This is a genomic window from Hydrogenobacter subterraneus, from assembly GCF_055390195.1.
Genome location: NZ_AP042473.1, coordinates 471155 through 493216 on the forward strand (window position 1 = coordinate 471155; position 22062 = coordinate 493216).

A 22062-nucleotide genomic window follows, 5' to 3' on the forward strand; every position below is an offset into this window, starting at 1 on the left:
TGGTCATTTGTAGCTTTAAAATATTTTCATGCCCCTAATAAGGGATATAGAGGAGGTAAAGGAGTTTATAAAGAATACATCTCCGAAGACTGCCGTTTATGTGGGCTGTGATTCAAGGCAGGTGAAAAACCATACCGTATTCGTCTCTGTGGTGGTGGTCCATATAGACTCCTGCAGGGGTGCTAAGATCTTTTGGAGGGTGGATAGGGTGCCACGCATAAGGTCCCTTAGACAGAGGCTTTTGGAGGAGGTTAGCAGGGCGGTATATCTTGCCCTTGAGATATCGGAGGTGGTGGGCCAAAGGCCCTTTGAGGTCCATCTTGATATAAACCCAAACCCAGAACACAACTCTAGCGTAATACTCAAAGAGGCCATAGGCTATGTGTTGGCCCAAGGCCTAAAGCCAGTGGTAAAGCCCTATTCCATCGCAGCCAGCACGGTGGCGGACTACATTACCGGAAAATACTAAAAGACATACTCACCAGATATGAGCTTTTTATAAAAGCTTTCTGGCAAAAAGGCATGTTTGTGCATATCCTCGGAGTAGAGCTTTGTTTGAACCTTTACGGGTCTGGAAGGTTCCCTTACGGGGTGCTTCTTTGAGGCTATGGACATGGTCCACCAGTATCCTGCATAGCCGGGTATTACGGCGGTGTAAAGGTCCACTATGGGAAAGACCTTTTTAAGAGCCTTTTGTATCCTCCTTACAATTTCAAGGTGGTAGTGTATAGATTCCGTTTGTCCCACATATATACCATCCTCTTTGAGCGCCCTATAAACATACTTGAAAAACTCCTCCGTTGTTAGCACATGGGCAAAGCCTACCGGGTCTGTAGAGTCCACTATTATCACATCAAACTCATTTTCATAGTCTTGTATGTATTTATAACCATCCTCGTTTAACACAATGGCCCTTGGGTCTTCAAAGGCCGAGGCCATTGTGGGTAAAAACTTCTTTGAAACTTCTATAACCTCCTTGTCTATATCCACAAGCACAGCCCTTTTTACCTCTGGATGTTTAAGAACCTCCCTTAAAACTCCTCCATCACCACCACCTATTATGAGAACGTTCTCCGGATTAGGATGGGCATAGAGTGGCACATGTGCCATATACTCGTGGTAGATAAACTCATACCTTTCGTCGCACTGGGCTACGCCGTCAAGGACAAGGATCTTCCCAAAGTGCGGTGATTCTACCACCATTATCTCTTGGTACTCACTCTTTCCATAGTAAAGCACGTTGCTAATGGGATAACAATGTCTAATGGGGGCGTAGGGGTCTCTTTCCATGAAGAAGGTGTCCATCATCTCTTATCACCTCTCACTTTTTGGTGGATATTATAAATCAAAAGAAGCTTTTCTGGGTCAAGGCTTTCTACCCTACACATGGGGTCTATGGATAGCTCAAGTAAAACCTCTTCAGGAAGTTTATGCTTTATTGCCTTTCTTCTCATGGAGTATAGCCTTGTCAAGAAGTTCTTATAGTCTTTTAGGTCAACCTTTGGCAACTCTTCCTTTCTTGTAAGCCTTATAAGGCCGGATTGCACCTTGGGCTTTGGATAGAAAAACCTACTTGGTATGCTCATAAGGTATTCTACTTTGTAAAAGGTTCTAACAAAGGTGGAAAGCCAAGAGGGTCCCTTTTGTATCTTTTCCGCCACTTCCTTTTGAAGCATATAAATTGCTTGAGGTATGCATCTGTGGTAAAAAACAGTGTTCTCAACTATAAGGCTTGCCACGTTGTAGGGCAGATTTCCAAAAACCTTGAGATTTTCTCCCAGACTGCAAAAATCAAAGCTTACTGCGTCCGCCTCATGGATAACTACCCTTGGGTCCTTTATGCTTTCCCTTAAGCTTCTTATCATATCTTGGTCTATCTCCAAAAGGTGGAGTTCCTTAAAAGGGTGTGCAAGGACCTTTTTTGTAAGGTTTCCCGTTCCGGGACCTATCTCCACCAAAACCTCTCCCTCCCTTGGGTCAATAAGCTGGGCTATTCGGTCCAAAACACCAGGAGCCACAAGCAGATGTTGTCCTAAATGTTTTTTTAGCTTCATGCTTTATAATTTTAGACATGTTCCTTTTCATACTGCCTTACAGCAAAAAACAGCACAGGATCAACCTACGGGACTGTGATAGTGCCTACGGCCTTTTGGAGTTTGAGCCTTTCTCAAGGCTTTTGGAAAAGGCATTTTCTCAAGACAGTTTTATTGCGCCTCTTTATAGGAGGTTTGGTGGGCCATTTTGGGAGAGCTTGGAGATGTGGGTGATGCCACCAAAGGTTATGGAATACATAAATGAGAACTCTTATGTTCTTTCACCCATCTATGGACTTGTAAAGCCAAAGGCATGTATGTCCTATGCACCTATAGGCTGGAAGGATATTTATGAGGACAAAAGCCTCTTTGACTTTTGGAAGCCTCATATAAAAAATGTGTCCCAAAGGCTTTTAAAGGGTAAGGTGGTCTTTCCTTTCATTTCAAAGGAATACCTCTCCCTTTTTGACCTATCGGGCGTGGAAAAGGTAGTAAACTTTGAGTATTACAGGAAGGACAAAAAAGTTATGAACCCAGCCAAGCATTATGCCTACACCCTAAGGTATATAGCGGAGAAGGAGCTTCAACTTTCTGAGCTTCATAGGATAAACTTCTACGACTATAAGGTGGAAGACATAAGGGAAAAGGGAAAGCACATTTATGTAATCCTTAGGTCCGAGGGAAGGTATGAAGTCTGAAGGGGTATATCTTTCCATAGTTATACCAGCCTATAACGAAGAGGAGAATGTGCCACTCCTATATCAAAAGCTAAAGGAAGTGTTAAAGGGTTTTGATAGGGAGTATGAAATAATCTTTGTGGATGATGGTTCTACAGACAGCACATGGGATAAGCTGGTGGCTATAGCCAAGGAGGACAATAGGGTAAAGTTAATAAGGTTTAGGAAAAACTATGGGCAGACTGCTGCCATGTATGCTGGCTTCCAGCACGCCAGCGGAGAGGTCATCATAACCATGGATGCAGACCTTCAAAACGACCCGGAGGACATACCAAGGCTTTTGGAAAAGCTGGAAGAAGGCTACGATATTGTAAGCGGTTGGAGGAAGGACAGAAAAGACCCCTTCTTCTCAAGGAAGCTCCCTTCCATGATTGCCAACTGGATCATATCAAAGGTAACGGGCGTGGAATTGCACGATTATGGATGCACCCTAAAGGCCTATAGGTCCCATATAGTAAAAAGGCTTGAGCTTTATGGAGATATGCACAGATTTTTGCCTGCTTTGACTAAAAGGCTTGGAGCAAAAATAACCGAAATCCCAGTAAAGCACCATCCGAGGATCTACGGCAGGTCCAAGTATGGCATAGGAAGGACCATAAGGGTCATACTGGACATATTCTTGGTGAAGTTTTTAAACGAATACCTAAACAAACCCATGTATGTCTTTGGAACCTTTGGCTTTTTGCTTTTGAGCTTAGGACTTTTAATGCTCTTTTATCTTATCTTTATAAAGCTCTTCATGGATGAGGATATAGGCCGAAGGCCCCTGCTTATCCTCAGCGTACTTTTTACTTTGGCTGGCATACAGCTAATATCTACAGGCATAATAGCGGAGCTTTTAGTAAGGATATACTACCGAACAAAAGAGGAAAAGCCCTTTTTGATAGAGGAAAAGATCAACCTATGAACAAAAAGCTATGAAAAGCCTCATTGAAACATATAGGTTTTTCAATTAATCTTTTAGACAAAGAATGAAACCAATAGACATAGACCTAAGGCTTTTGGAGATATTCTGTTGTGTATATGAAAAAGGTAGCATCTCTAAAAGTTCAGATTGCTTGCACCTTTCTCAATCTACCATCAGCTTCCACGTGCATAATTTAGAAAAATCCATAGGCCTTAAACTCTTTTATAAAAAGGGAAAGAGATACCTTCCTACAAGCAACGCCCATATGCTATATCCCTATGCCAAAAAGTTGGTAGAACTAAAGCAATCCATCATAGAAGAAATAAGGCTTGTTACAGGTTCCTACAAGGGTAATATAAAGATAGGCGCCAGTTCCATACCGGGGAATTACCTTCTGCCTGGTATTATAAGCAGGTATATTAACAAAAACCCAAATACAAAGATAGACCTTACGGTGGAGGACTCTTACATAGTTATCAAAAAGGTTGAGGCTGGGGAGGTGGATATGGGGTTTGTGGGTGTAAAATATGAAGACCCTAGGCTTGTGGTAAAGGAAATGTGGGAGGATAATATAGTTTTTCTTGGCGGCCCTGCGGTGAAAGAGAGGATAAGTTTAGAAGAACTTATAAAGCTACCCTTCCTTTTCAGAGAAGAGACCTCTGGAACTAGGAGGTTTGTGGAGAACTTTTTAAGGTCCATAGGTGTAGATGTAAGCAGTCTTAACGTAGTTTTGGTGGCAAACAAAAATGAGGTTATTTTAGAAGCTTTAAGGAATATTAGGGCTGTTTCCTTTTTGTCCTCTCATGTGTTAAAGAGGTTTAGGCCTCCAGAGGTAAAGGTTTTAAAGGTTGATGGAATGGACCCTCTTGTGAGGAAGTTCTATCTTATCTACAGCAAAGATAGGCCACAAAGCCCTGCCGTTAGGAACTTTTTAGGAGAGTTAAACAGAATTTTGGAAGAGGTTTTTGTTTAAACTTCTGCGCCTTCAAGTATTTTTTCACATCCACAATCTCTTTCTTCTGGAATCCTCTTTAAAAACTCAATAAGAACTTTTCCTATCTCCTCTTCCTTTTGTTTCATTAAGTTTATAACTTCATCGCTTGTTAGGCGATAGCCTGCAATGCCCGCCGCTGGGTTTGCCACCACACAAAGGCTCATATAACACATGGTAAGCTCACGGGCCAAGACCACCTCAGGATAGCTCGTCATGCCCACCACATCCCCACCCAGCTTTTCTATCATCCTTATCTCTGCGGGCGTTTCAAACCTTGGACCTTCCGTGCAGGCATAGGTGCCGGAGGCATGATAAGGAAGCTTTAGCTCCTCAAGCACTTCAATCATAATCCTTCTCATCTGAGGGCAATAGAGCTGGGTTGCGTCTATATGGACCACCTTACCCTCTTTTAAAAGCCTTGCCACCTTGTCCTCACCGGCCACTGGCAGGGAGAACTTGCCCTCATAAAAGGTGTCCTTCCTATTCTTTGTAAAGTCCAAAAGGTCATCTATAACTACAAAGTCTCCCGGTGATAGCCTTCTGTTTATACCACCCACAGCAGATATGGCTATTACCCTCTTTACACCCAGCTCCCTAAAAGCCCAGAGGTTTGCCCTATATGGGACAAGATGGGGAGGGTATATGTGGCCTTCTCCATGCCTTGAGAGGAAGAAAAGCCTTTTCCCTGCCACATTCACCACCACTACGGGAGAGGAGGGTTCTCCAAAGGGTGTTCTTATCTTGATTTTATCTATTACCTCAAAGCCCTCAAGCTTGTATAGACCACTTCCACCAATTACACCTATCATAGCTCCCTGGAGGGACAGAGGTCATACAAAGGGCATTCAAAATGCTTTGGCTTTTGTGCCGTGCATATGTATCTTCCAAGCAGTATGAGAAGGTTTGAAAACTTGCCCCAAAGCTCTCTTGGGACCTGCTCCATAAGGTCCCTTTCTATCTTTTCTGGCTTGCTTTCCTTAGTGAGGCCAAGCCTTTGGCTCACCCTTGCCACATGGGTATCTACGGCTATGCCTTCGTTTTTTCCAAAGGCATTATATAGGATTATGTTTGCGCTTTTTCTTCCTATGCCGGGAAGCTTTACAAGGTCCTCCATGGTGTCTGGCACCTTACCACCAAACTCTTCCATTATCTTTTGACAGGCAGACTTTATATACTTTGCCTTATTTTTGTAGTAGTTTATGGAGCTTATATCTTTCTCCAGTTCCTCAAGAGGGACCTTTAAGTAGTCTTCACAGCTTTTATACTTTTTGAAAAGGCTTTCTGTGACTTCATTTACCTTTTTATCCGTTGCTTGGGCTGCCAAGATGACAGCTACAAGGAGTTCAAGAGGGTTTGAAAAGTTTAGCTCAAGCTTGTCTGGAAAGACCTTTTCAAGCCTGCTTATTATCTCTTGAATTTTTTCCATCTTTGCCCTACATTATAACATACTTGATGTATGACAAGATCATCATAAGGGGTGCCCGTCAGCATAACCTTAAAAACGTAAACCTTGATATACCAAAAAATAGGCTTGTGGTAATAACCGGACCTTCTGGCTCTGGCAAATCCTCCCTCGCCTTTGATACCATCTATGCGGAGGGACAAAGGAGGTATGTGGAATCCCTTTCTTCTTACGCAAGGCAATTTTTGGGCATTATGGAAAAGCCCGATGTGGATATAATAGAAGGCCTTTCTCCAGCCATAGCCATAGACCAAAAGACCACTTCAAAAAATCCACGTTCCACCGTTGGAACTGTAACAGAGATATACGACTATATGAGGGTCCTTTGGGCAAACATAGGAAAGCCCCATTGTCCTGAGTGTGGAAGGTTGCTTGAGGGCCTTTCGGCCCATGAGATGCTGGAAAAGGTGTGGGAGAAATACAAAGGCAGGCGCATAAGCGTGCTTTCTCCTTTGGTAAGGGGCAAAAAGGGTGAGTTTAAAGAACTTTTTAAAGAGCTTGATAAAATGGGCTTTTCAAGGGTAAAGGTGGATGGAGAATATATGAGGATTTTGGAAGTGCCACCTTTGGACAAAAACAAAAAGCATAATATAGACTTGGTTGTAGACAGGCTCACCCTTGAGGAGGAAGAGAGGGCAAGACTGCTTACGGCCATAGAGAAGGCCCTTGAGCTTTCAAAGGGTCTTTTAAAGATAGAGGATGTGGAAACTCAAAAGGAGGAGATTTTTAGCGAGAGGCTTACATGCCCAGACCATGGCTTTTCCATTCCAGAGCTTTCCCCAAGGCTTTTTTCTTTCAACTCCCCCTATGGTGCTTGCCAAGCCTGCAAGGGCTTGGGCGTAAAGTGGGAGGTGGATGTAAAGCTTTTGATAGATGAAAAAGAGCCTGCCATAGATGCCGTAAGGATAACCGATTCTTCCTTTTTTGAATACTTGAAATATCCCATAATGAACATCCTAAGAAAACTTGGTTATGACCCAAGGACGCCATGGCAGGACCTACCAAGCGGAATAAAAAGCTTTTTGCTTTATGGTGGTTCTCTTGACGGTGGGAATTTTGAAGGAATAGTAAAACACTTGGAGAGGAGGTTTTTGGAAGAGGAGTCGGAGAGGTTAAGGGAGGAGATATCGGAGTTTATAAGGGAAAAGCCCTGCCCTGAGTGTGGTGGTGCAAGGCTAAGGCCTGAGGCCCTTTCGGTTCTTATAGATGGAAAGAGCATATGGGATGTGGCACGCATGCCCATAAGGATGGCAAAGGAGTTCTTTGATAGTCTTCCTTCCAAGCTTGAGGGCAAAAGCCTTATAGTGGCAGAAAGGCTAATAAAGGAGATATCCGATAGGCTTGGCTTTCTTATAAACGTGGGGCTTGACTACCTAAACCTTGCACGTAGTGCCACCACCCTTTCCGGTGGTGAGATGCAACGCATAAGGCTTGCAACACAGATAGGCTCTAAGCTTACCGGAGTTTTGTATGTTCTTGATGAGCCGTCTATAGGCTTGCATCCAAGGGACACAGAAAAGCTTATAAAGACCCTTAAGGACCTAAGGGACCTTGGCAACACGGTTATAGTGGTGGAGCATGACCCAGAGACTATTCTGAGCGCAGACTGGGTCATAGATATGGGTCCGGGGGCGGGTAAAAAGGGCGGTGAGGTGGTCTTCCAAGGGAGGGTGGAGGATATGTTAAGGGATGAAAGGTCCCTTACTGGTGCCTACCTTTCAGGAAGGCTCTCCATACCTGTGCCAGAAAAAAGAAGAAAGCCAAAGGATAGATGGCTAAGGATAGTTGGAGCAAGGAAGCATAATCTGAAGAATATTACGGTAGAAATTCCAGTTGGTCTTTTTGTGTGTATCACAGGAGTCTCCGGCAGTGGCAAGTCCACGCTAATATATGATATCCTTTGGGAATATAGCAGGGCCCTTTTCTATGGAGGCAGTGCGGAGGTGGAAGGCTTTGATAGGATAGAAGGGCTTGAGCATTTTGACAGGGTCATAAACATAGACCAATCTCCCATAGGAAGGACTCCAAGGTCAAACCCAGCCACCTACACAAAGGTCTTTGACCACATAAGGGAGCTTTTTGCCCAGACTCCGGAGGCAAGGGCAAGGGGCTACAATGCGGGAAGGTTTTCCTTTAACGTAAAAGGTGGAAGGTGCGAAGCCTGTCAGGGTGAGGGTGTGATCAGGGTGGAGATGCACTTTTTGCCACCTGTTTATGTGCCTTGCGATGTGTGTAAGGGCAAAAGGTACAACAGGGAAACTCTTGACATTCTATATAAGGGCAAAAACATATCGGATGTGCTTGATATGACCGTGGACGAAGCCTATGAATTCTTTGAAAATATACCCACCATAAGGAGGAAGCTACAACTTTTAAAGGACATAGGCCTTGGATACATAAAACTGGGACAGCCCGCCACCACCTTGTCTGGTGGAGAGGCTCAAAGGATAAAGCTTGCAAGGGAGCTTTCCAAGAAGGAAACAGGGAGGACCCTTTACCTTTTAGACGAGCCTACCACAGGCCTCCATATGGACGATGTGAAAAAGCTCATAGACATACTGCAAAGGCTTGTGGATAAAGGCAATACGGTAGTGGTTATAGAACATAATCTTGATGTGATAAAGTGCGCAGATTGGATCATAGACCTTGGGCCAGAGGGCGGGGAAAGGGGAGGCTATGTGGTGGCCGTGGGGCCACCGGAGGAAATAGCTCAAAGGGAAGGCTCTTATACAGGCCAGTATTTGAGGAAGGTATTAACAGAAAAGGAGAAAATTAGGGCCTAAGCCTTACTTAATAAGGCCAAAAAGCCTTGCTATAAACTCTAAGGCATCCTTGTTTAAAAGGATTATGGCAAAAAGCAGTATTAAAAACATTATGGTGAACTTCCTGTCAAGCTTGAGTATCTCTTCCCTTAGCTTTGATACTTCTTTTTCTATCCTTGCCTCAAGCTCAGCCTTTAATACTTGCAAGTCCGCCTTTGTTGCCAGTTCTTTTGTAAGCTCTTCCTTTAATTCTAGCTTTTTCTGTAGTGCCACATCCTTGGCTTTCTCTTCTATGCTTTCTAAGGCGAGTTCAATAGCCTCTGCTACCTTTTTAGCTTCTTCCTTTCCGAGCTTCTCTTCCAGTAGCTGTAATACATCAATAGTCAAGTGTGGCATAGTTAAAATTTTAGAACAAGCCCATATTAAAGGCAAGGGTTATACGTCTCAAAGAGTTTTAACATAGGAGTGTTTAATTCCTTTATACTTAAAAACCATACGCCGGGTGAGAAATTAGACCTCAAGTTCACCCCTCCTATAATAGCTATATCCAATAGCATAAGCATATACATACACAAGCACACAAGTTAAAGTCCTCCACCCACTACCAGCATTAAAAAGCTTTATCTGACTTATAACACCTTCCACTACCTGCCTTTTTGCCCTCATCTCCCTACTACCACACACAATCACACCTTCACAACCCCTATAACCCCTATCTCCATACACCACACAACTCTCCACAAGCTTCCTAAACCATAAACTCCTTCTCTTCCTTTCCCTAAATGCCCTAACCTCATGCACACTTCCAAAGCTTATCCACACATCATAAACTCTTCCCCACCTATCACATAACACCATCATCAACATGCCATACCTGACCTCCTCAAACTCCACTACCTTCCCATTGTCTCTCCGAACTATCTTCCTTCTCCTCTTTGCCCACCATACCTTCCCTCTTACCCTCCTTATCTTCTGTGTCCTCGCCCTGTTTACATTGGCTATGTCCACTATGGTTCCATCTATTACAAGTTCTATCTTCTTACCATACAAAAGCCTTGCTAAAATCATAAGCCTCAGCTTGTGAAGCTTGTATTCTCTCAATATCCTGTATACTCTCTTGAGTCTGTATCTTCTGAAGATATGCCATGATTGTATGGATGGGTCAATAAGTAGTTTAGCTAAGGTGAGGACTTTTGTATTGGTTATGTAGGAGAGTATAAAGATGGCTGCTATATGGATGTCTGTGAGTTTAGGCTTTCTGCCTGCTTTAGCTTTTGGCACATTAAGGAATGGCAAGGCATTTTCAAGGTCTTTTAGGATTTGTTGGTAGATGCGTAGGTAAGGTGGTATAATTTCCATGGTAAAAACCTCCGATGGTTTTTAGGGCTACTATTATAGTAGCCCTGCTGTCTTTTTATTGATATGGAAGGTTTAGCTTAAAGGGAATTTCTCACTCGGCGTATAATAGATTTATTAAACAAATATAAATCAAGGACTCATCAATTTCCAGAAAGGGATAGTTATACTATATGCGTTATTCATCCCCGCAGTGGTACTGTTTTACAAGATTTCACAAGAAATATAGGAAATTTAGATAAAGTTGATATTAAACCTATACCAACAAATATTCAATCGCCAGAAAGTATAATCCAATCTATAAAACAAGCAGAAGGGGATATCGTGGTTATAATTAGAGGTGGTGGAGATGAGGTAGATTTTGACGTTTTTAATGATTTAAATGTTATAGATGCTTGGATAAGTTTACCATCCTTTAGAATATCAGCTATTGGACATAGTAAAGATAGAACATATTTGGATATTTTTTCGGATAGAAGTTGTGATACGCCTACCGCTGCAGCAGTAGGGATAAGAGAAGAAATAGAAAAAATTAGGCTAAAGCAAGGAATAAGCCAAATAATCCAAGACTTTCAAGCAAAAGAAAAGGAATTAAATCAGAAAATCCAAGAACTTAAAACGAAACTAAGCACGGAAAGGCTGGTTATAGTAGCTTTACTTATACTTTTCATTATCATATTCCTAATCAAGAATTTTTAAATAAGTCCGCTTACTCCACCCAATAGTTTGGTGCCTCCTTTGTTATCTGCACATCATGCACGTGGGACTCTTTGTAGCCAGCCCAGGTTATCCTTACAAACTTTGCCTTTTGGCGAAGCTCTTCCAAGTTTTTGGCACCCACATAGCCCATACCAGACCTTAAGCCACCCACCAGCTGGTATATCACATCGCTAAGCCTACCCCTGTATGGAACCCTACCTTCTATACCTTCTGGCACAAACTTCTCCATCTTTTCCTGCCCATACCTGTCTGCACTCCTCCTGCTCATCATGGCGCCCAAGGACCCCATACCCCTATAGACCTTGTAGGCCCTACCTTGATAATATACCGTCTCTCCGGGAGCCTCCTCTGTGCCAGCCAATAGGTTTCCAAGCATTACAGAGCTTGCGCCCATGGCGAGGGCTTTTACTATATCTCCAGAGTATTTTATGCCACCGTCCGCTATTATTGGCACACCATATTCTTTTGCCACTTCATAAGCCCACCTAATAGCCGTTAGCTGTGGCACTCCCACACCTGCCACTATACGAGTGGTGCATATGGAACCAGGTCCTACTCCTACTTTAACTGCATCCGCACCTACTTTTATGAGGTCTAAGGCGCCTTCGGCAGTGGCCACATTGCCCGCTATCACCTCAAGGTTTGGATATGTGGATTTTATAAACTCTACCGTTTCCAAAACCCTTTTAGAATGCCCATGGGCCGTGTCTATGGCTATTACATCCACGCCAACGGATACAAGGGCATCAACCCTATCCTTTGTATCCGGTCCTGTGCCTACAGCTGCACCAACCCTTAGCCTACCAAGTTCATCCTTGCAGGCGTTGGGGTATTTTTTGCGCTTGGTAATATCCTTTATGGTTATGAGGCCTACAAGCCTTCCTTCCTTATCCACTATGGGAAGCTTTTCAACCTTGTGCCTTTGGAGTATTTCCTCTGCTTCCTCAAGGGTAACCCTTTCCTGGGCCACTATAAGGTTCTGGGAGGTCATGAAAAGGGATACGGGCTTGTGGTAGTCGGTAGGCTTTATAAACCTTAGGTCTCTGTTGGTGAGGATGCCTACAAGCTTGTTGCCATCGCTTACCACTGGGACGCCAGAAATCTTATACCTTTCCATTATCTCAAGGGCTTCTTTGACCGTATTGTCTGGCCTAACGGTTACAGGCTGTAAAATCATGCCACTTTCCGATTTTTTAACCTTCTCCACCTCTTGAGCCTGCTCTTCTATGGAGAGATTTCTGTGTATTATGCCTATGCCGCCTTCACGGGCAAGGGCAATGGCAAGACGGGCCTCTGTAACCGTATCCATAGCTGCGGAAACTATGGGTATGTTAAGCCTTATCTTTTTTGTGAGCCAAGTAGAAACATCTACCTCGTGGGGCAAAACTTCAGAATATTGCGGTATTAAAAGTAGGTCATCAAAGGTATAGCCTTCAAGTATTTCCATATATTAATTATATTCCAACCTCTATGCCGTATTGCCTTATCTTTCTGTAGAGGTTAGACAGGTCTATGCCTATGGCTTCCGCAGTTCTTTTGAGGTCATAATCATATTCTCTTAGCTTTCTCTCTATAAATATCCTTTCAAACTCCTGTCTTGCCTTTCTTAGGTCCTTTTCCAAAAGGAGTGAGTTTATATCCTCAGGGTGGTGTTCAAAGCCGAGGAGATATCTAAGGTCCTTTTCTGTTATCTGGGATCCTTCATGCAATATGGCAAGCCTTTCCATAAGGTTTTTTAGCTCTCTGACGTTGCCCTTCCATTGGTAGGTAAGCAAAAGCCTTTTTGCATCTTCACTCAAATACTTGTTGGGTTTGCCATACTTCCTAAGGTAGTAGCCTAAAAAGTATTCTGTAAGAAGGAGAATATCATTACCCCTTTCTCTAAGGGGTGGAAGGCTTATTAAAAAGGTGGATATCCTATGGTAAAGGTCTTCTCTGAACTTGCCTTTTTTTACCTCCTCTTTTAAGTCCTTGTTTGAGGCGCATATGAGCCTAAAGTCGGACCTTATGGTTTGAGTGCCTCCAAGCCTTGTAAACTCCTTTGTCTCCAAAACTCTCAAGAGCTTTGCCTGAGCTTTGGGGCTTAGTTCGGATATTTCATCAAGGAACAAGGTGCCACCATGGGCAAGCTCAAGCTTTCCCAGCTTTCTATGAGTGGCTGAGGTAAAGGCTCCCTTCTCATAACCAAAAAGCTCTGCCTCCACAAGGTCTTCTGGCAGTCCCGCACAGTTTATGTCTATAAAGGGTCCTTCGGACCTGTTTGACAGCCTGTGTATGCTTCTTGCCACAAGCTCCTTACCTGTTCCGCTTTCACCTATTATAAGAACGCTGGCATCCGTTTTGGCTATCTTGTTAATTAACTCCTTCACATACAGCATCTGCTTGCTTTCACCCAAAATCTCATCTTCATCCTTTTCCCTTCTTGACCTTATGGTCTCTTTGAGTGCCTTTTCTATGGTTAGCAGAAGTCTATCCATTGAAAATGGCTTTTCCAAAAAGTCATAAGCCCCCTCCTTTACAGCCCTTACGGCATGCTCGCTTTTTCCATGGCCCGTTATCACTATGATGGCAGACCCCGGAAGGTTTTCTTTGAGATAGCCTATATAATCAAGACCGTTTCCATCGGGAAGCCAAAGGTCCAAAAGTACACAGTGGAAGTAGTTTTTTTCAACCAAGCTTTTCATAGACTTTATGCTTTCTGCTGTAAAGACCTTATAGCCTTCCTCTTCAAGTATGCCCTTTAAAGTATCTCTTATGGATTTTTCATCATCCACCACAAGGATGTTCACTTCCATGAGAAAATTATAAAAGGTCGGTGAAGATATATGTTCTTAGGCTACCTCTTATCCTACTTGCTGGAATGTCTTCACCCCTTAGCATAGCCTCAAGGGCTTTTCTTTTTTCCTCACCCTTTAAAAAGAATATGACCGCACAGGACCTATTTAGGTATTCCTCCTTCAAAGAAAGCCTCAAAAGCCCATCGGGGGACTTACTTAGGCACACCTTCGGGCTTACATCTTCACATTCTACTTTGGGAAACAAAGAGGCAGTATGCCCGTCTTTGCCTACTCCAAGTAAGGCTATATGCAGTCTTTCTGGAAGCTGAAGGCTATAATCCATGGCGCATTCCTCTGGTGGCATCTCCGTTTTAAAGAAGGCCAGTCTTGCCCTTTCTCCAAGGGCTTCTTTTATGTTTTTGTAGTTGCTAAGCTCGGAAGATAGAGGCACATACCTTTCATCGCTAAGATAAAACCTTAACCTATCCCACAAGAGCTTTTCCTTTGATAAGATTCTGTAGAGGTCAAGGGGTGTTTTACCGCCCGCAAGGGCCACATGGCAGAGCCTCTCTTTGTTTAGAAAAAGCTTAAAGAGTCTTTTTAAAAACCTGATAAGATAAACTTCTGGCTCTTTGCTTGAATGTATGAAATAGCTTGCCACTTTTTTCATAGGAATATACTATAAACCTAAAGTGGTTAGAACTGGCTAATGCCCTTGAAGAGCTTGAAACAACCTTCATGAGGAAGCTCCCTGGCATATCAAGGAATACTCCCAACGCTAAGTTAAAGGAGTAGCCTTATCCTTTAAAAGCTTTCTAAGGGTTATCCTGTTTATACCTAAAACCTTGGCCGTTTTAGACTGGTTTTTACCAAGGACTGAAAAGGCTTCTTCTACTATGGCGTAGGCTACGCTGTCTAAAAGCTTACGGTATATGTCCCTCTCACCAGCTTCTATGAGCCTTTTTACCTCCATCCTTACAACCCTGTCAATGTCCCGTGGCTTATATTCCTCCGCCACAAGCTCCAAATCCTTACCCCTTAAAACATCACCATCGCTTAAGGCTATGGCCCTTCTTAGCATATTCTCCATCTCCCTCACATTACCGGGCCAGCTGTAGCTAAGCACCTTCTCCAAAAAGTCCCTTGTATAGCCCCTTATCCTCTTTCCCATCTCGGTAGATAGGTTCCCTACTATGCAGTTGAGTAAAATGGGTATGTCTTCCTTCCTCTCTCTTAAAGGTGGTATATGTATATGCACTACACTTATCCTGTAGTAAAGGTCTTCCCTAAAGAGACCCTCCTTTACCAAACTCTTTATATCTTTATTGGTGGCGCAGATGAGCCTAAAGTCGCAGGGTACCTCCTTTGTGCTTCCAAGCCTCCTTACCTTCTTCTCCTGTAGTACCCTTAAAAGCTTTGGCTGTAGGACCAAAGGCAGGTCTCCCACCTCATCCAAAAATAGCACGCCACCTTTCGCCATCTCTATAAGGCCAGCCTTAGAGGTAGAAGCTCCTGTAAAGGCTCCTCTTTCGTATCCAAAAAGCTCAGCCTCAAACAGCTCCGGTGGCACCGCAGAGCAGTTTATGGCCAAAAAGGGTCCATTCCACCTTCTGGAGAGCTTCCAAAGGGCCTTTGCAAAAAGCTCCTTCCCCACACCAGTCTCACCCGTTATTAAAACTGGCACATCCAAGGGTGCCACCTTCCCAATGGTCTTTAAAACCTCCTTCATCCTCCCCTCAGAGTTCCCTATTATGGAACATAGCTCCTTACATAGGTCTCCAGAGAGGTCCTCTTCGCTGTAAACTATAGGTATCACTTCTTCTCTGTGGTAGAGCTCGCCCTTAGCTTTTTCAATTACCTCCCTTAGCTCCTTAGGATTTACAGGCTTTAGAAGCACGTCATAAAAGCCAAGGCTCATAAGCTTCATGGTGTATCCTGGTAAGGTCCTTCCCGTTATGGCTATAACCAAGTTCCCATCCTCTTTAAGGTCTGGCAGTGGTGAGAGCCCGACTGTATCCACATCCAAGATAACTATGGAGTTCCTTAGGTCCTCTGGGAGCTCTTCAACTGTTTTTAGGCCTTCCACCTTTAAGCCCTTGTCCTTTGTATAAAGAATAACATATTTCATGTTTATTGATTATACAGCTTGTTTACAAAATATACATGAGATAGGTCAGATAGACTTGAAAAATCCTTACCTTTTTGAGACTTTTCTGCTGGCATGCATTTTGCATAAACCTGGTTAGGAGGTTGGTAATATGAAGCTTTGGAAAGAGGTTATAGACAAGAATCCAAGGGAAAAGCTTAAGGCAGAAAAGCACCCCCTTGATATAATTGAAGAGCTTCCAAGGCTTATAAAGGAGGGCTATGAGAGGGTCCCAGAAGAGGACCTTGTGCGCCTTCAATGGTACGGCCTCTATCATGATAAACCACGCATAGGCTACTTCATGCTGAGGATTAAACTGCCCGGTGGAAAGGTAAAGCCAGACCAGCTGAGAGTGATTGGGGAGCTTGCCAAAAGCTTTAATGATTATGCGGAGCTCACCACAAGGCAGGATATTCAAATGCATGGAATAAGGCTTGATGACCTACCCTGGGTCTTTGAAAGGCTTTCCAGCGTTGGGCTTTTCCCCATAGGGGCCTGTGGTGATACGGTAAGGAACATAACCAGCTGTCCCGTTTCAGGCGTAGATAAATATGAGCTTTTTGACGTTGAAGGATGCATAGAGGAGCTTGAGGGCTTTTTCCACAATCCAGAAAACAGGGAATACTTTAACCTGCCTAGGAAGTTTAAGATAACCCTTTCAAGCTGTCCTTACCATTGCAACTGTCCGGAGATGCATGACCTTGCCTTTGTGGGCATGGTAAAAGATGGTGTTGAAGGCTTTGCAGTTTGGGTGGGCGGTGGGCTTTCTTCAACGCCAAGGCTTGCAAGAAAGCTGGGCTTATTCATACCAAAGGAAAAGGTCCTAGAGGTAGCTAGGGCTGTGGTGGACATATGGAGCGAGGATCCAGAAAACAGAAGGTCCTTTGTAAGGGCAAGGATAAAGTACTTCGTAGACAAGGTTGGGGTAGAAGGCTTTAGGGAATTGCTCCTTGAGAGGCTAAGCTTTAGCCCAGAGTTTATCAAGGAAGAGCCTGTGGCCATAGGCAGGAACTTCCACGTGGGAGTAGGAGAGCAGAAGGAGGAGGGCCTTTTCTACGTGGGCTTTCCTGTGGAGGCAGGTAGGGTATCTGGTCAGCCGGCTCATAAAGGTGGCAGAGCTTGCACAGGACCTAAACCTCTCCATAAGGGTCTCTCAAAGGCAGAACCTCATACTGACCAATATACCAAAGGAGGAGCTTGACCATGTGCTAAGAAGGATGGAAGAGATAGGCTTTAGCCTCAAAAAGAGCATATCAAGGGGCATATCCATAGCCTGCACAAGCGACCCCTTCTGCAACTACTCCGTTGGCTCCTCAAAGGAGTTTCTTTTGGAGCTTTTGGAATATCTTGAGGAGAGGCTAGGAGATTTGGGAGATATTGCCATAGGTGTGGATGGCTGTCCCCATGCCTGCGCCCACCATTGGCTAAACGACATAGGGCTTCAGGCCACCCACATAAGACATCCCGACGGAAGCGTAGAGAGCGCGGTAAACATAGTGCTAGGAGGTGGCTATGGAAAGTATGCAAACATAGGTAGGATAGTGGCCAAGAAGGTGCCACTGCCTTTGGCAAAAGAGTACATAGAGAGGCTTATACTGGCATACAAAAGCTCAGGACATAAAAGCTTTCAGGAGTTTGTGAGGTCTTATTCTGATGAGGAGCTCTTGAGCATTATGCAAGGTGGAAAGGCGGTGGTGCAAGAGGAGAAGGGGAAGGTAAAGGTAAGGCTCTTTGGGCCCATAAGCAGGTTTTTCGGTGGGCTTTCTGAGGTGGAGGTGGAAGCTAAGACAGTGAGAGAAGCTCTTTTGAAGCTTGAGGAGGAGTTTAAAGATTTTCGTGGAAGGGCCATTGATGAAAGGGGTGAGCTAAAGCCTTACATAAAGGTCTTTTTGAATGAGGAGGACATAAAGTTCTTGCAGGGCCTTGATACTCCTCTTAAGGAAGGGGATGAGATAGCCATATATCCAGCCCTTGCCGGAGGTGCACCCATGTATGACGAGCTTGAGCTTCATGAACTCGCCATCGAATACGAAGGAAGGCCTGCCCAAGATGTGATAGCCTGGGCCATAGAGAACTTTCATCCAAGGCTCTACATAGCCTGGAGCGGTCAGGCAGAGGACATGGTGATCCTTGATATGGCTTACAGGATAAACCCACAGGTCAGGGTCTTTACCGTTGATACGGGAAGGCTTCATGAGGAGACCTACAGGCTTATGGAAAAGGTCTATGAGGTCTACGGCATAAGGATAGAGGTTTACTTCCCAGACAAGGAAGAGGTGGAGGATATGGTAAGGAGGTTTGGCGTAAACCTCTTTTACAGGTCTGTGGAGCTCAGACACCTCTGCTGTCATATAAGGAAGGTGAGGCCCCTTTTGAGGGCTTTAAATCAGGTGGATGCCTGGATCACAGGCCTGAGAAGGGAACAATGGGCAAGCAGGCACAACCTTATGAAGATTGAAGTGGACCATGACCACGGACAGATAGTAAAGGTAAACCCCTTGGTAGATTGGACGGAAAGGGATGTGTGGAAGTACATAAAGGAAAAGGGAGTGCCATATAGCGAGCTCTACGAGAAGGGCTACAGAAGCATAGGATGTTCACCTTGCACCAGGCCTGTGGCTCCCTATGAGGACCCAAGGGTAGGAAGATGGTGGTGGGAAGTGGGAGCTCCTAAGGAGTGTGGTATGCACTGCAGTCTGGAGACGGGAAGCTTTGAAAGAATATCGGACAAGATATTGGGGGAAAGGAAATGATAAGCTTGAAGGAGATCAAAGACAGGAAGGCCTTTGAAGATGGGCTAAGGAAAAGGGGTTGGAAGGAGGGAAGGTTTAACGGAAGGGCATGCATGATGAAGGAGCTGGAAAGCTGGTTGTGGATATGCTTGGTCTTTGACCATGAAGCCAAGTTTGCCTCCTTTGCCCTTGAGGAAAGTTCAAAGATGCATTCGGAAGGTGTAAAGAGGCTTTTGGAGGAGGTAAAGGACCTATCGGAGGAGTTTGACTTTGCCATGTTTGGGAGGTTGGAGTATGGTTGTTGACCTTTTGGGACTTCTTCTCCTTGGCTTCTCTATAGCCTTTGCTATAGGGCTCACAGGCGTAGGCGCAGGGACCCTTACGGCCCCTACCCTTATACTCCTTGGCTTTGACCCTACAAAGGCCGTAGGCTCTGCCCTCTTCTTTTCCAGCCTTGTAAAGCTACCCGCATGTCTCTTCCACATACTTTACAAAAACTTAGACTACAAAACCTTAAGGATTATGCTTTTAGGAGGGCTACCGGGCGTTTTTACAGGTTCTTACATTCTTTCCGAGCTTTCCTCTGTGCAAGCCTTTAAGAAAACATTGCTCTTTATCATAGGCCTTACCATCTTAGCCTCCCTTCTTTTTAATTTGGCCTTTCTTCTCAAAGGGAAAAGGATAGACCTAACAAGGTACGATTACCTTCTGCCATTTCTGTGCTTCCTCATAGGCGTTGAGGTGGGGCTTACCTCTGCAGGTGCAGGGGCCTTAGGCATGGTCTTACTGCTTTATTTTACACGCCTTGAACCAAACAGATGCGTAGGCACAGACATAGCCTTTGGCCTTGCTTGCTCCTTTGTGGGTGGTAGCCTTCACATGATGTTGGGACACTTTGAAAGAGATCTCCTTTTACCCATGGGCTTGGGTGGCCTTTTGGGAGTCTACCTTGGCACAAGGCTAACAAGGATTGTAAACCCAAAGCCTTTGAGGCTTGTCATATCAGCCATGCTCCTTGTGGTGGCCTTAAACCTTTTGTACAGGAGCTTTACCAATGGGTAAGGTCTATCTTATAGGCGCAGGACCAGGAGACCCAGAGCTTTTAACGCTTAAGGCTTTGAGGCTAATAAAGTCCGCCGATGTTATCCTATACGACAGGCTCATAAACCAAGAGATACTTCTTTTTGCCAAGCCAGAATGTGAGCTTGTCTATGTAGGAAAAGAAGATGGAAAGCATACCATAGAGCAGGAGAAGATAAACGAGCTTTTGCTAAGGTATGCCCACACAAAGGAAGTGGTGGTAAGACTAAAAGGGGGAGACCCATTCATCTTTGGAAGGGGAGGAGAAGAGGCGCTATTTTTGGCAGAGCATGGCATAGAGTTTGAGATAGTCCCGGGAGTAAGCTCCTTTTACTCAGTGCCAGCCTACGCTGGCATACCAATAACCTTCAGGGGTATATCCTCATCCTTTGCCGTAATAACAGGACATGAGGACCCAAGAAAGGAAAAATCAAGCATAGATTGGGAGAGTCTAAAAGGGATAAACACCTTGATAGTTCTCATGGGAGTATCAAGAAGAAAAGAGATAGCCAAAAGGCTTATAGAGGTAGGGAGGGACCCAAAGGAGCCTGTGGCCTTTATAGAGAATGGGACCACAGAGAAGCAGAAGGTTATACTTACAGACCTTTATGAGCTTTCCACAAACCCGCCTGAGGTAAGCCCTCCTGCCATCATGGTGGTGGGACATGTGGTAAGACTGAGGGAAAAATTAGCATTAAAGGAGGTTGAGGCATGCTTATAGCACCCCATGGAGGAGAGCTTGTAAACAGGGTTGTGCCAGAGAGGGAAAGGGTAAAGATACTGACTGAGGCCGAGAGGTACCCGTCCCTCCATGTGGATAGGGATACACTCCTTGACGTTGAGAACATTGCCACAGGCGTCTTTTCGCCCCTCAAGGGCTTCATGACAAAAGAAGAGCTTGAGGGTGTGGTCTATCATATGCTCCTTCCAAGCGGTCATGTCTGGACCATACCCATACTTCTACAGGTGGAAGAAGAGGTGGCAAGGTCCCTTGGACCTGGAGAGAGAGTGGCCCTAAGGGACGATGAAGGCAGGCTAAAGGCCCTGCTTGATGTTAAGGACATATATCCCATAGAGTTGGAAAAAGTTGCCAGGTTCGTATGGGGTACGGACAGGGAAGAGCACCCAGGCGTGAGGATCTTTTACTCAAGGGGAAGGTGGGCCATAGGTGGAGAGGTTTGGCTTTTGGAAAGGGTAAACCAACCCCTTAGGGATTGGGTGCTGGACCCTGAGGAGACGAGGAAGGTCTTTGAATATAGGGGTTGGAAGAGGGTGGTGGGATTTCAAACTAGGAATGCACCTCACAGGGCCCATGAGTACCTTCAGAGGATAGCCCTTGAAATAGCAGATGGCCTTTTTATAAACCCTGTCTTGGGCTGGAAGAAGTCTGACGACTTTGACTCCTACACCGTTTTAAGGGCTTATGAGTACCTTATAGATAACTACTATCCTTCCAAAAGGGTGCTTCTTTCTGGCCTTGCCACTGCCATGAGGTATGCGGGCCCGAGGGAGGCGGTCTTTCATGCCATAGTAAGGAAGAACTTTGGATGCACCCATTTTATAGTAGGTAGGGACCATGCGGGCGTTGGGAATTTTTATGGCCCTTACGATGCACACAGGATATTTGATAAGCTTCCAAGGGACATAGGCATAGAGATAATAAGGGTTACTGCGGTCTTTTACTGTAGCCAGTGTGGTTGTATGGTATCGGACAAAAGCTGTGGGCATGGGGAAAGCTACAGAACCTATGTGAGCATGACAAAGATAAGGGAGATGTTGAGGAAGGGCCTTGTGCCACCAAAGGAGATGATAAGGGAGGATATAGCTAAGCTCCTATTTGACCTTGAGTTCACCCATAAGAAAGGCCTTGTGGTCTCTGAGAAAGGCCCTGAGGAAAGATAGGGAATCTGCCAAGGCTAAAAAGCCCTTTTCTTTGAAGGCCTCTTCAAGGTCTACAAGCCACTCAAGCCTGTTCCTTATAAACCTATACTGGTTTGTATAGCCTTTAACAAGGTCTTCCTCTAAGCAAAGAAGGGATAAAAACCTAAGCTCCACACCCACATGGTCTGGCTCATAGCCTTCATCCAATTTAAACCCCAAATGCTCATAAGCTGAAGAGATCAGCTTTGGGTCCACATCCCTATAGTCCCTTTCCAAAAGGGAAATTCCGTCCATAAGCTCAAGCTCCTCTTGAAGCTTAAAGCTGTCCATATGCCTAAGCACCTTTAAGGCATAGTTAGAGTATGTTGAGTTGATTAGGTCATTGCATAAGGAATTGAGGTAGTAGTAGTCCTTTTCCAAAAAAAGCTCGGAAAAGGCATAATAAAAGAAGGAAAGGCCCTTTAGCTCATCCATC

General features: G+C 44.7%; 23 protein-coding genes. 12 read left to right on the forward strand and 11 right to left on the reverse strand.

Features of this window, described 5'->3' with window-relative positions; all coding sequences use genetic code 11:
* The first annotated feature begins 28 nt into the window (after window positions 1-28).
* Window positions 29-469 carry a ribonuclease H-like YkuK family protein gene (locus ACZ5GB_RS02665; protein ID WP_464327443.1) on the forward strand — a complete coding sequence of 147 codons (441 nt, stop codon included), beginning with the start codon at window positions 29-31 and terminating at the stop codon, window positions 467-469.
* Here ACZ5GB_RS02665 and speE read toward each other — a convergent pair.
* Window positions 466-1308, reverse strand: a complete 843-nt coding sequence (speE, locus tag ACZ5GB_RS02670; RefSeq protein WP_464327444.1) for a polyamine aminopropyltransferase — start codon at window positions 1306-1308, stop codon at window positions 466-468. The two genes, ACZ5GB_RS02665 and speE, sit on opposite strands and share 4 nt — an antisense overlap.
* Complete coding sequence (gene rsmA / locus ACZ5GB_RS02675) at window positions 1305-2054, reverse strand: 16S rRNA (adenine(1518)-N(6)/adenine(1519)-N(6))-dimethyltransferase RsmA (RefSeq protein WP_464327445.1); 750 nt, start codon at window positions 2052-2054, stop codon at window positions 1305-1307. The genes speE and rsmA overlap by 4 nt, the downstream gene beginning before the upstream one ends.
* 17 nt (window positions 2055-2071) lie before the next feature.
* On the opposite strand from rsmA, the gene yaaA reads away from it, so the two are divergent.
* From yaaA to ACZ5GB_RS02690, 3 genes are all read left to right on the forward strand, one after another.
* On the forward strand, window positions 2072-2731 hold the full coding sequence (gene yaaA, locus ACZ5GB_RS02680; protein WP_464327446.1) for a peroxide stress protein YaaA: 660 nt from the start codon (window positions 2072-2074) through the stop codon (window positions 2729-2731).
* A complete protein-coding gene (locus tag ACZ5GB_RS02685; protein ID WP_464327447.1) occupies window positions 2721-3677 on the forward strand; it encodes a glycosyltransferase family 2 protein in 957 nt (318 codons plus the stop codon). Before yaaA ends, ACZ5GB_RS02685 begins: the two co-directional genes overlap by 11 nt.
* Window positions 3678-3741: 64 nt before the next feature.
* Window positions 3742-4650, forward strand: coding sequence for a selenium metabolism-associated LysR family transcriptional regulator (locus ACZ5GB_RS02690; protein ID WP_464327448.1), 909 nt, complete (start codon window positions 3742-3744; stop codon window positions 4648-4650).
* Here the strand turns inward: ACZ5GB_RS02690 and mtnP are convergent.
* Both mtnP and nth read right to left on the reverse strand, forming a co-directional pair.
* Window positions 4647-5480, reverse strand: a complete 834-nt coding sequence (gene mtnP / locus ACZ5GB_RS02695; RefSeq protein WP_464327449.1) for an S-methyl-5'-thioadenosine phosphorylase — start codon at window positions 5478-5480, stop codon at window positions 4647-4649. The two genes, ACZ5GB_RS02690 and mtnP, sit on opposite strands and share 4 nt — an antisense overlap.
* Window positions 5477-6097 carry an endonuclease III gene (gene nth, locus ACZ5GB_RS02700; protein ID WP_464327450.1) on the reverse strand — a complete coding sequence of 207 codons (621 nt, stop codon included), beginning with the start codon at window positions 6095-6097 and terminating at the stop codon, window positions 5477-5479. Before nth ends, mtnP begins: the two co-directional genes overlap by 4 nt.
* A 26-nt stretch (window positions 6098-6123) precedes the next feature.
* Between nth and uvrA the strand changes: the two genes are divergently transcribed.
* A complete protein-coding gene (gene uvrA / locus ACZ5GB_RS02705; protein WP_464327451.1) occupies window positions 6124-8916 on the forward strand; it encodes an excinuclease ABC subunit UvrA in 2793 nt (930 codons plus the stop codon).
* Window positions 8917-8919: 3 nt separating this feature from the next.
* On the opposite strand, the gene ACZ5GB_RS02710 is transcribed toward uvrA, so the two are convergent.
* Both ACZ5GB_RS02710 and ACZ5GB_RS02715 read right to left on the reverse strand, forming a co-directional pair.
* Window positions 8920-9291, reverse strand: a complete 372-nt coding sequence (locus ACZ5GB_RS02710) for a hypothetical protein (RefSeq protein WP_464327452.1) — start codon at window positions 9289-9291, stop codon at window positions 8920-8922.
* 114 nt (window positions 9292-9405) lie between these two features.
* Window positions 9406-10254: a hypothetical protein gene (locus tag ACZ5GB_RS02715; protein ID WP_196607743.1), complete on the reverse strand. Its 849-nt coding sequence runs from the start codon at window positions 10252-10254 to the stop codon at window positions 9406-9408.
* Window positions 10255-10476: 222 nt separating this feature from the next.
* Here ACZ5GB_RS02715 and ACZ5GB_RS02720 point away from each other — a divergent pair, with 222 nt between their 5' ends.
* Window positions 10477-10950 carry an exodeoxyribonuclease VII large subunit gene (locus tag ACZ5GB_RS02720; protein WP_464327812.1) on the forward strand — a complete coding sequence of 158 codons (474 nt, stop codon included), beginning with the start codon at window positions 10477-10479 and terminating at the stop codon, window positions 10948-10950.
* A gap of 10 nt (window positions 10951-10960) precedes the next feature.
* Here ACZ5GB_RS02720 and guaB read toward each other — a convergent pair whose 3' ends face one another.
* The 4 genes from guaB to ACZ5GB_RS02740 form a co-directional block, all read right to left on the reverse strand.
* Window positions 10961-12418: an IMP dehydrogenase gene (gene guaB / locus ACZ5GB_RS02725; protein ID WP_464327453.1), complete on the reverse strand. Its 1458-nt coding sequence runs from the start codon at window positions 12416-12418 to the stop codon at window positions 10961-10963.
* 7 nt (window positions 12419-12425) lie between these two features.
* Window positions 12426-13766 carry a sigma-54-dependent transcriptional regulator gene (locus tag ACZ5GB_RS02730; protein WP_464327454.1) on the reverse strand — a complete coding sequence of 447 codons (1341 nt, stop codon included), beginning with the start codon at window positions 13764-13766 and terminating at the stop codon, window positions 12426-12428.
* A gap of 7 nt (window positions 13767-13773) precedes the next feature.
* A complete protein-coding gene (locus ACZ5GB_RS02735; protein WP_464327455.1) occupies window positions 13774-14418 on the reverse strand; it encodes a 6-phosphogluconolactonase in 645 nt (214 codons plus the stop codon).
* A 108-nt stretch (window positions 14419-14526) separates the two neighbouring features.
* On the reverse strand, window positions 14527-15876 hold the full coding sequence (locus tag ACZ5GB_RS02740; RefSeq protein ID WP_464327456.1) for a sigma-54 interaction domain-containing protein: 1350 nt from the start codon (window positions 15874-15876) through the stop codon (window positions 14527-14529).
* 130 nt (window positions 15877-16006) lie between these two features.
* On the opposite strand from ACZ5GB_RS02740, the gene ACZ5GB_RS02745 reads away from it, so the two are divergent.
* From ACZ5GB_RS02745 to sat, 6 genes are read left to right on the forward strand one after another with little or no spacing between them, the layout of a single operon-like run.
* Window positions 16007-17095 (forward strand): nitrite/sulfite reductase, encoded by a 1089-nt coding sequence (locus ACZ5GB_RS02745; RefSeq protein WP_464327457.1) that lies wholly within the window; start codon window positions 16007-16009, stop codon window positions 17093-17095.
* A complete protein-coding gene (locus tag ACZ5GB_RS02750) occupies window positions 17004-18647 on the forward strand; it encodes a phosphoadenylyl-sulfate reductase (RefSeq protein WP_464327458.1) in 1644 nt (547 codons plus the stop codon). Before ACZ5GB_RS02745 ends, ACZ5GB_RS02750 begins: the two co-directional genes overlap by 92 nt.
* Window positions 18644-18931 (forward strand): hypothetical protein, encoded by a 288-nt coding sequence (locus ACZ5GB_RS02755; RefSeq protein ID WP_464327459.1) that lies wholly within the window; start codon window positions 18644-18646, stop codon window positions 18929-18931. The genes ACZ5GB_RS02750 and ACZ5GB_RS02755 overlap by 4 nt, the downstream gene beginning before the upstream one ends.
* Entirely contained in the window at window positions 18921-19688 is a 768-nt protein-coding gene (locus tag ACZ5GB_RS02760; protein WP_464327460.1) for a sulfite exporter TauE/SafE family protein, read from the forward strand. Before ACZ5GB_RS02755 ends, ACZ5GB_RS02760 begins: the two co-directional genes overlap by 11 nt.
* On the forward strand, window positions 19681-20427 hold the full coding sequence (cobA, locus tag ACZ5GB_RS02765) for a uroporphyrinogen-III C-methyltransferase (protein WP_464327461.1): 747 nt from the start codon (window positions 19681-19683) through the stop codon (window positions 20425-20427). The genes ACZ5GB_RS02760 and cobA overlap by 8 nt, the downstream gene beginning before the upstream one ends.
* Complete coding sequence (gene sat / locus ACZ5GB_RS02770; RefSeq protein WP_464327462.1) at window positions 20418-21608, forward strand: sulfate adenylyltransferase; 1191 nt, start codon at window positions 20418-20420, stop codon at window positions 21606-21608. Before cobA ends, sat begins: the two co-directional genes overlap by 10 nt.
* Here sat and ACZ5GB_RS02775 read toward each other — a convergent pair.
* Window positions 21540-22061 carry a molecular chaperone TorD family protein gene (locus tag ACZ5GB_RS02775; RefSeq protein ID WP_464327463.1) on the reverse strand — a complete coding sequence of 174 codons (522 nt, stop codon included), beginning with the start codon at window positions 22059-22061 and terminating at the stop codon, window positions 21540-21542. The genes sat and ACZ5GB_RS02775 overlap by 69 nt on opposite strands.
* Window position 22062: the final 1 nt, after the last annotated feature.